The organism is Sphingobacterium sp. IITKGP-BTPF85 (assembly GCF_001006065.1).
Taxonomy (GTDB): Bacteria; Bacteroidota; Bacteroidia; order Sphingobacteriales; family Sphingobacteriaceae; genus Sphingobacterium; species Sphingobacterium anhuiense.
Window position 1 is genome coordinate 1 of sequence record NZ_ASZT02000217.1, and the last position, 5,932, is coordinate 5,932.

General features: G+C 35.4%; 8 protein-coding genes. 5 read left to right on the forward strand and 3 right to left on the reverse strand.

Annotation, left to right across the window (positions count from 1 at the left end):
• Positions 1–480 precede the first annotated feature (480 nt).
• The 5 genes from L950_RS23885 (at position 481) to L950_RS36000 (ending at position 3,780) form a co-directional block, all read left to right on the forward strand.
• Entirely contained in the window at positions 481–1,356 is an 876-nt protein-coding gene (locus L950_RS23885; protein WP_021190928.1) for a hypothetical protein, read from the forward strand.
• A gap of 143 nt (positions 1,357–1,499) precedes the next feature.
• Positions 1,500–2,468, forward strand: coding sequence for a hypothetical protein (locus L950_RS23890; protein WP_156169841.1), 969 nt, complete (start codon positions 1,500–1,502; stop codon positions 2,466–2,468).
• Complete coding sequence (locus tag L950_RS23895; protein ID WP_021190930.1) at positions 2,465–2,827, forward strand: LytR/AlgR family response regulator transcription factor; 363 nt, start codon at positions 2,465–2,467, stop codon at positions 2,825–2,827. Before L950_RS23890 ends, L950_RS23895 begins: the two co-directional genes overlap by 4 nt.
• 68 nt (positions 2,828–2,895) lie before the next feature.
• Complete coding sequence (locus L950_RS23900; RefSeq protein WP_231577844.1) at positions 2,896–3,198, forward strand: LytTR family DNA-binding domain-containing protein; 303 nt, start codon at positions 2,896–2,898, stop codon at positions 3,196–3,198.
• 453 nt (positions 3,199–3,651) lie between these two features.
• Positions 3,652–3,780 carry a hypothetical protein gene (locus tag L950_RS36000; protein ID WP_021190932.1) on the forward strand — a complete coding sequence of 43 codons (129 nt, stop codon included), beginning with the start codon at positions 3,652–3,654 and terminating at the stop codon, positions 3,778–3,780.
• Between the two features lie 398 nt (positions 3,781–4,178).
• On the opposite strand, the gene L950_RS23910 is transcribed toward L950_RS36000, so the two are convergent.
• From L950_RS23910 to L950_RS23920, 3 genes are all read right to left on the reverse strand, one after another.
• Positions 4,179–4,382, reverse strand: a complete 204-nt coding sequence (locus L950_RS23910) for a hypothetical protein (protein WP_156169842.1) — start codon at positions 4,380–4,382, stop codon at positions 4,179–4,181.
• Between the two features lie 165 nt (positions 4,383–4,547).
• A complete protein-coding gene (locus L950_RS27350; protein WP_021190935.1) occupies positions 4,548–5,360 on the reverse strand; it encodes a hypothetical protein in 813 nt (270 codons plus the stop codon).
• A gap of 176 nt (positions 5,361–5,536) precedes the next feature.
• A partial coding sequence (locus L950_RS23920) for a hypothetical protein (RefSeq protein WP_231577843.1) occupies positions 5,537–5,932 on the reverse strand: 396 nt, incomplete at its 5' end.

Sequence of the window (5,932 nt, forward strand, 5' to 3'; positions counted from 1 at the left end):
ATTAGTTTGAAGACATACAAAACTTTTAAATATATAAAGATTGCGTCCGGGTATTGAAAATAATCGCACACAGGCATTTTTTTGGTATCAATCTCGCTTTTTTTGGTATGAGCGGCTTCAGGGATAAGCTTTTGGCGTTCAATCTCCTTTATTGCCTATGTAGGGTTTTATTTGGTTTAGTCTCAATTTCATACCCATTTTTGACATGTGAATTCACAATAAACATTGTCTTTCCGCTATGGCCAGGGGAAGACTATTTTAAAAATTTAAACGACTAATATTATGAAATTGAAAAATATAGAAATCAGAGATGTGCGTCAGATGAATGGGTTGACATGCATGGAATGGACAGAATTATCAGCTATGCTAAGCAAAGATAAAGATGATGAGATGGAGTTAAAATGTCCAATCTTATTTTAAGAACCGATAACACTTGCGCTTTGCCTCAGTTCTGAGGCAAAGTGCTTAAATAAAACCGTTATGAACAATACACTGAATACTTGGGGTTTTGCATTATTCTCTTCGCATCTGCATCATTTTATACCGGATATAGCTTGGGAACAGCATATTGTTGTTTTTCAGGAATGGCAGCACTATCACAGCCCAAAAAATAAACTTCTTGATTTACAAAGTATGCGTCTATCTGATCAGATCGATTGGTATGGATTGCCGGCTGGCATTTTGGTACTTTTCCATTTGGGCGATCACTTGTTCTGGCCACAAAAATTGGCAGATGAGGGTGTTGCATTTGATCTCCTGATGGATCGGGCTGTATGGGAGAAAAACACAGCTGTTCTGACAGCTTTGCAAAGCAAATGCACTGTAAATGGAGCAAAATGCTGTTATTTTTTTAGTGACGATCCGATGCTGATCTTTAAAATCAGATCGAGTCTGAAACAGCATCGTCATGTATTGATATTTGCAGATGGTACCAGCGCTGCTTCTACGGTTGACAAACGTGTTGACGTTGATTTTCTTGCTGGGAAACTAGCTGTTAAACCAGGTATTGCTGTAATCAGCCATCTGCTGAATTCCCCGATTTATGCCTTGCATTCTCATGCAATAGAAGATGTATTGATACTGGATCTTATGCATATTTCTCTTCCTGATTCTTCAATGTCGAGGGAAAGCTATGTGCTTAAAACAATGGAGAACCTGTTTGCTGGTTTCGCAGCAGTGCTGAAACAGCAACCTTACCGCTGGGAATGTTGGGGGTATTTGCACAGAAATGGCATGTGGGATCCTAAAGTTGTTAATTTAAGCAAAGATGAAAAGAACCTCGTTCATTTTTTGAAATTGCCTATTCAGGATGGCTGGGCCTACTTTGACCGTGTAAATTATATGCTGTATCATTAATATTATTTCCAAATTGATTTTTAGGAAATAATTTTATAAATTAGCTTATTGATCAACGGCCAAAGAACTTAATGAAATTTATACTCCCTAAATGGATAAGTTTTACTTTTATTTTTATCGGGATAACCTTCTTTTTTTCGACTTTGAACTGGTCGGTGAAATTGAAAGATATTCAAGAGAGTAAATTTATCATCATTGGCTTGCTGTATACGGGGTATGGATTTGGGTTTTACCGCATATTTGATGGTCTTTTCCAAGCAGATCATTGGAATAAAAAGAAGTTATTTTTGTGGGCTTGGCTGAAGCTTATGCTATCCATCCCATTATTGGTATATGTATTGGTTTATATCTTGCTACCGCAGATCGGGATTTATTTTGATACCGGTAAATATCCTTTTTCTTTAATTCAATTTTTATTCCGGTTATTATTTTCCTCGATTTTAGTCAATATAGTCCCATTTGCGATATGTGGAATAAAATCTTTTTTTCATTTTCAAGCTTCCAGACACAGGGAAAAAAAGTTGCAAAATAAAATTGAGCGCTATGTACTTCAATTGGAAGCAAGACATATTGCTCCTCATTTTGTCAAAAACTTTGTGGCTTTGAGCTACCAACAAAATCTAAAGAATGATCCCAAATTGATGGAAGCATATTTTATGGAATTTACTAGTTTGATGGGTTATATGTTGGACTCCGATAACCTCAATGATGGGGTTTCGGCGGAGGAAGAATGTGATATGTTCTTAAGCTTTTCCAAATTAATCTGTTTGGTGTACGGAGAACAGGCAGTTCAATTTAATAAACCGTTGCAGGGATGGGCGGGGCGCTTACCAGCTGGCTTATTGCTCTTACCAATAGAGAATGCACTCAAATATGGGATATGGAGAAAAGGACACTGTGGTTTACAGGTCAATTGGGAGCAAGATGGAAATCATTTAATCTTGACATTTACAAATCAATATGATGCTGTTAAAAGGGGCAACATACAATCGCTCGGTACTGGGTTTTCTTTGATGCAGCATAAATTAGAGGCCGATGATTGGCCCATATCCTTTACGTATCGGGACCAGGAAGGCGTATTTATTTTTCAGATTAATATACAGAATAGATGAAACAGGAGTTATATCAGGTGCTACTTGTAGATGATATGCCAGATGCTGTAAGGGTATTGCGCGATCGGCTAAAAGCCTTTGATTTTTTAAACGTTTTGCCTATCCAGTCGGATCCATTTGAAGCACGATCTTTTATCACGCAGAATAAGGTCGACATTCTTTTTTTGGATATGGATATGCCGGGAATGGACGGGTACACCTTGATACAATCATTACCCGATCCACCGGTGGTGGTCATCTGTTCAGGACATAATAGTTATGCGTATGAATCATACGATATGCAGGCTGTGGGGTATGTGGATAAGATGGTCGGCCATGAGAAATTGGTGAGAACTTTAAATCTTGCAGTAGCGAGGTAGATAAGCGTGCTGCTTTGCGCGTCCGAAAATCCACCACGATATCTTTGCGCTGTATGGAAACAAAAGTGATGAAGATCATTGATAAAGCACATATTTATATAGCCGAAATTAATGGGAAGGAATTGACTGTTTATTTGAAAGGTGCGGATAATCAAATTGAAAAGTTGCAATCCAATATTACGTTAACTGAACTGTACAACCAGTTGCCGTTACAAGATTTTATGAGAATAGGGCGAAGCTATGTCATCCACCGTAAGGCCATTGAGGGCTATACGCATTCTAAAATTTTAATAAAGGATCTCAAGATGAAGATCCCTGTGTCAGCATTGGACTACCAGGAGTTGTTATCTTTTATAAATCAACCGGAATAGGTTGATCAATTTTTGTTTAGAAACAGTCCACTCCAGCTGTTATTTAATTGCATTTTCTCGATTTATTTTTTTAACCTGGTTTCCTTAATGCCCAAGCTATGTCCAATCGGATAGGGTAAAAAGGACCCAATTTAAACAAAAAAAATGAAAAAAACTTGCAAAGGGGACAACTATTCGCTGTCTCCAGGAGAAGGACTGTCCTCGTATTTGAGTAAAAATCCGGTCGACGTTATCAAAAAATTTCCAATATTAATTTTTATTATTCTCATCATTTCGTATGAAAAGTCCTTTATATCTAAAGAGACTCAAATAGAAAGTAGGCTTAAATTGACTCGAACTGAACTTTATGATATAACATCAAAATTTTGAATATTTTAAACGGGTTCAAGAAAACAATTCATATAACCCGCTGTTAAACTTGAAATCGATCAGTGGGCCTGTGGAATTTGTTTAATGGCAGGAGTTGCCACATTCGCAGGATGTGGAGCAGGTCTTATTGAACTTGCAGCCTGTATATCTTGTTATTATAGTTTAAAGGAATATCATGCTTGTAAAGAAGAACAATCAGCACCAAATGAATAAAATAATTTTTAAACCGAATTTTAAAATAAATGCCTTAGTTATAATTATTGCTATAATAGCACTAATTATTATAATTGTTATGGCAATCATGTTTTAGAGCATTATGTATTTTTACGTTGTTATTTAAATACTTGGGAAGTTTCGGCCGATCGATTTGTCAGTGATCGATAAAATCGTATAAATCGGAAGATCTGGGCCGAAAAACCTGTCACTTTTTCTTATGTGCGTTTCGATTTTAAGCAGGATATTTTTTTCTAAAAGAGGGACTGTAAAACTATCCGAAAGTTTTTTACCATCATTGAAGATTAGTCTCTCGAAATCTGCTTTAAACTTCTTGAATTTTGAAAAAATACTCTATTTGCTAAAATGTTAGTTCTTCTTGTCATTCTTTTAATTTTCTAACCAATCCGTTCATTAATAATCATTGCCAATAAAAAATATATTGCAAATGCAGCACATGTTACACTAATTACTTTTAGATATTTACCAATTCCAGATCTATTATCTCTTAACAGTTGCATGTTATATAATGATGCTACTGCACCGATGCCACCGCCTATTCCACCACCAGAGAATACTAATAACATGGGTAGGAGTGACAATACTGTATGGTGCCAAGGAAGTTTCTCTACGATGTTGTATTTATGATTATCGATTTCTTATTCAGGTGGAATGTCAGGGTATGAGGGTTTAGGGTGAATCGGGAAAACTAGGCAGTGTAAATTGATGTTTCATTTATTGGCACTATTGATATTTGTTAGGATCGCTTACTTTAGCTCCTCAGCTATTGGAATTCTTTCATTTAGGATGTTATCTATCCATTGTGTATTAGATATACTGCTTAATTTTTTTGTGTAGTCATATGCTCTTGTCTTTAAATTAAAGGTGGAAAGTCTTTCAGGCTGCCTGTAAGATTCAAAATAGAAGTCAAATGAACCGCCCACTATACCTTTGCCTGGTATATATATAAAACGATCTATACCGCGGGGGTAATTCCATCCGTCCACAATATTCCATGACGCATATGTCCAAAATTTATAAGCTTTCTCTTTTCCAATTGTAAATATATCTGACAGATACATCCTCATATATTGTTCGTTTGTTCCAAACGGTACCATTGAGCTTACTTTTTGGTTATAAAAGAATTCTGTCATGATATAAGGTTGTTTAGGGAAATCTTTCTTATAAATTTTCTCCATATCACGGATTGAAAGTATACTTTGTCCGATATTGATTACATTATTAGGGGTATTAAAAACGCTACTGTGGTTTGCAAGACCGAAATACTGTGTAAAACAAAAGTTAGCTAAATAATAACCATCTTTTTCCTTCTTGACTATAAGTATATCAATGCGCGGTTCAAGGTTTAAGGAAAGCGCAAAAGGTCTTTTAGAATATTTATTATAATCGGCAGCTTTTATGAAATCGTCTGATGCAATATTTTCAATATTAATTTTTGTCCATAAACCTTTGTCATTTAGATTTGGGGGTAAAACAGATATTAATACCAAACCTTCTTGTTCTGGCAATATAATATTGAAAAGTTCAACTGTACTCGCAACACGATATAATGAATCCATCTTTAAAGTGTACCTTTCTACATTATATGAGTGTTTCAGACTATCTAATAGGAGGTATTTCTTCTTTCCATACGATGAATGTCCTATTGCACAAATAAAACATACAACTATTATAATTTTCTTTATGATAATTTGACTATAATTCATCCCTTTTTTTCTTCCCTTTTTTGAATTTTCTACCTTGTAAAAGCAAAATAAATCACATAAAACCAGCTTAAGATACCCTGTGAAATGGCCCATAGGATTGATTTGTTGCGATCCCATGAGGCTACAACAGCGATAACCGATCCTAAACCTACCCTTGAATGGGTTATTGTTTTTGTATTACTTTGCGTAAACTCTTGTACAAAAAAATTGTTATTATTGATACAATAATTCCTCTTTAGCTCTTTTATCAACATTTTTTTCATTCTAGCTTGGTCAGCAAATAGACTTCTCAAAGATTGAGTAACATCAGGCTCCAAATTTTCAAGAAAACATATTACTTCATCCGCAATAATATCCTTAATATCTTCGCTGATTTTCAGACTATTGGTGCCTTCTGAGGCCATTGGATATACTGGTGATATTGA

Coding starts and splice junctions, on each gene's coding strand:
- L950_RS23895 (WP_021190930.1), top strand. CDS start 2,465: ATGAAACAGGAGTTATATCAGGTGCTACTTGTAGATGATATGCCAGAT.
- L950_RS36000 (WP_021190932.1), top strand. CDS start 3,652: ATGGCAGGAGTTGCCACATTCGCAGGATGTGGAGCAGGTCTTATTGAA.
- L950_RS23885 (WP_021190928.1), top strand. CDS start 481: ATGAACAATACACTGAATACTTGGGGTTTTGCATTATTCTCTTCGCAT.
- L950_RS23900 (WP_231577844.1), top strand. CDS start 2,896: ATGAAGATCATTGATAAAGCACATATTTATATAGCCGAAATTAATGGG.
- L950_RS27350 (WP_021190935.1), bottom strand. CDS start 5,360: ATGGATTCATTATATCGTGTTGCGAGTACAGTTGAACTTTTCAATATT.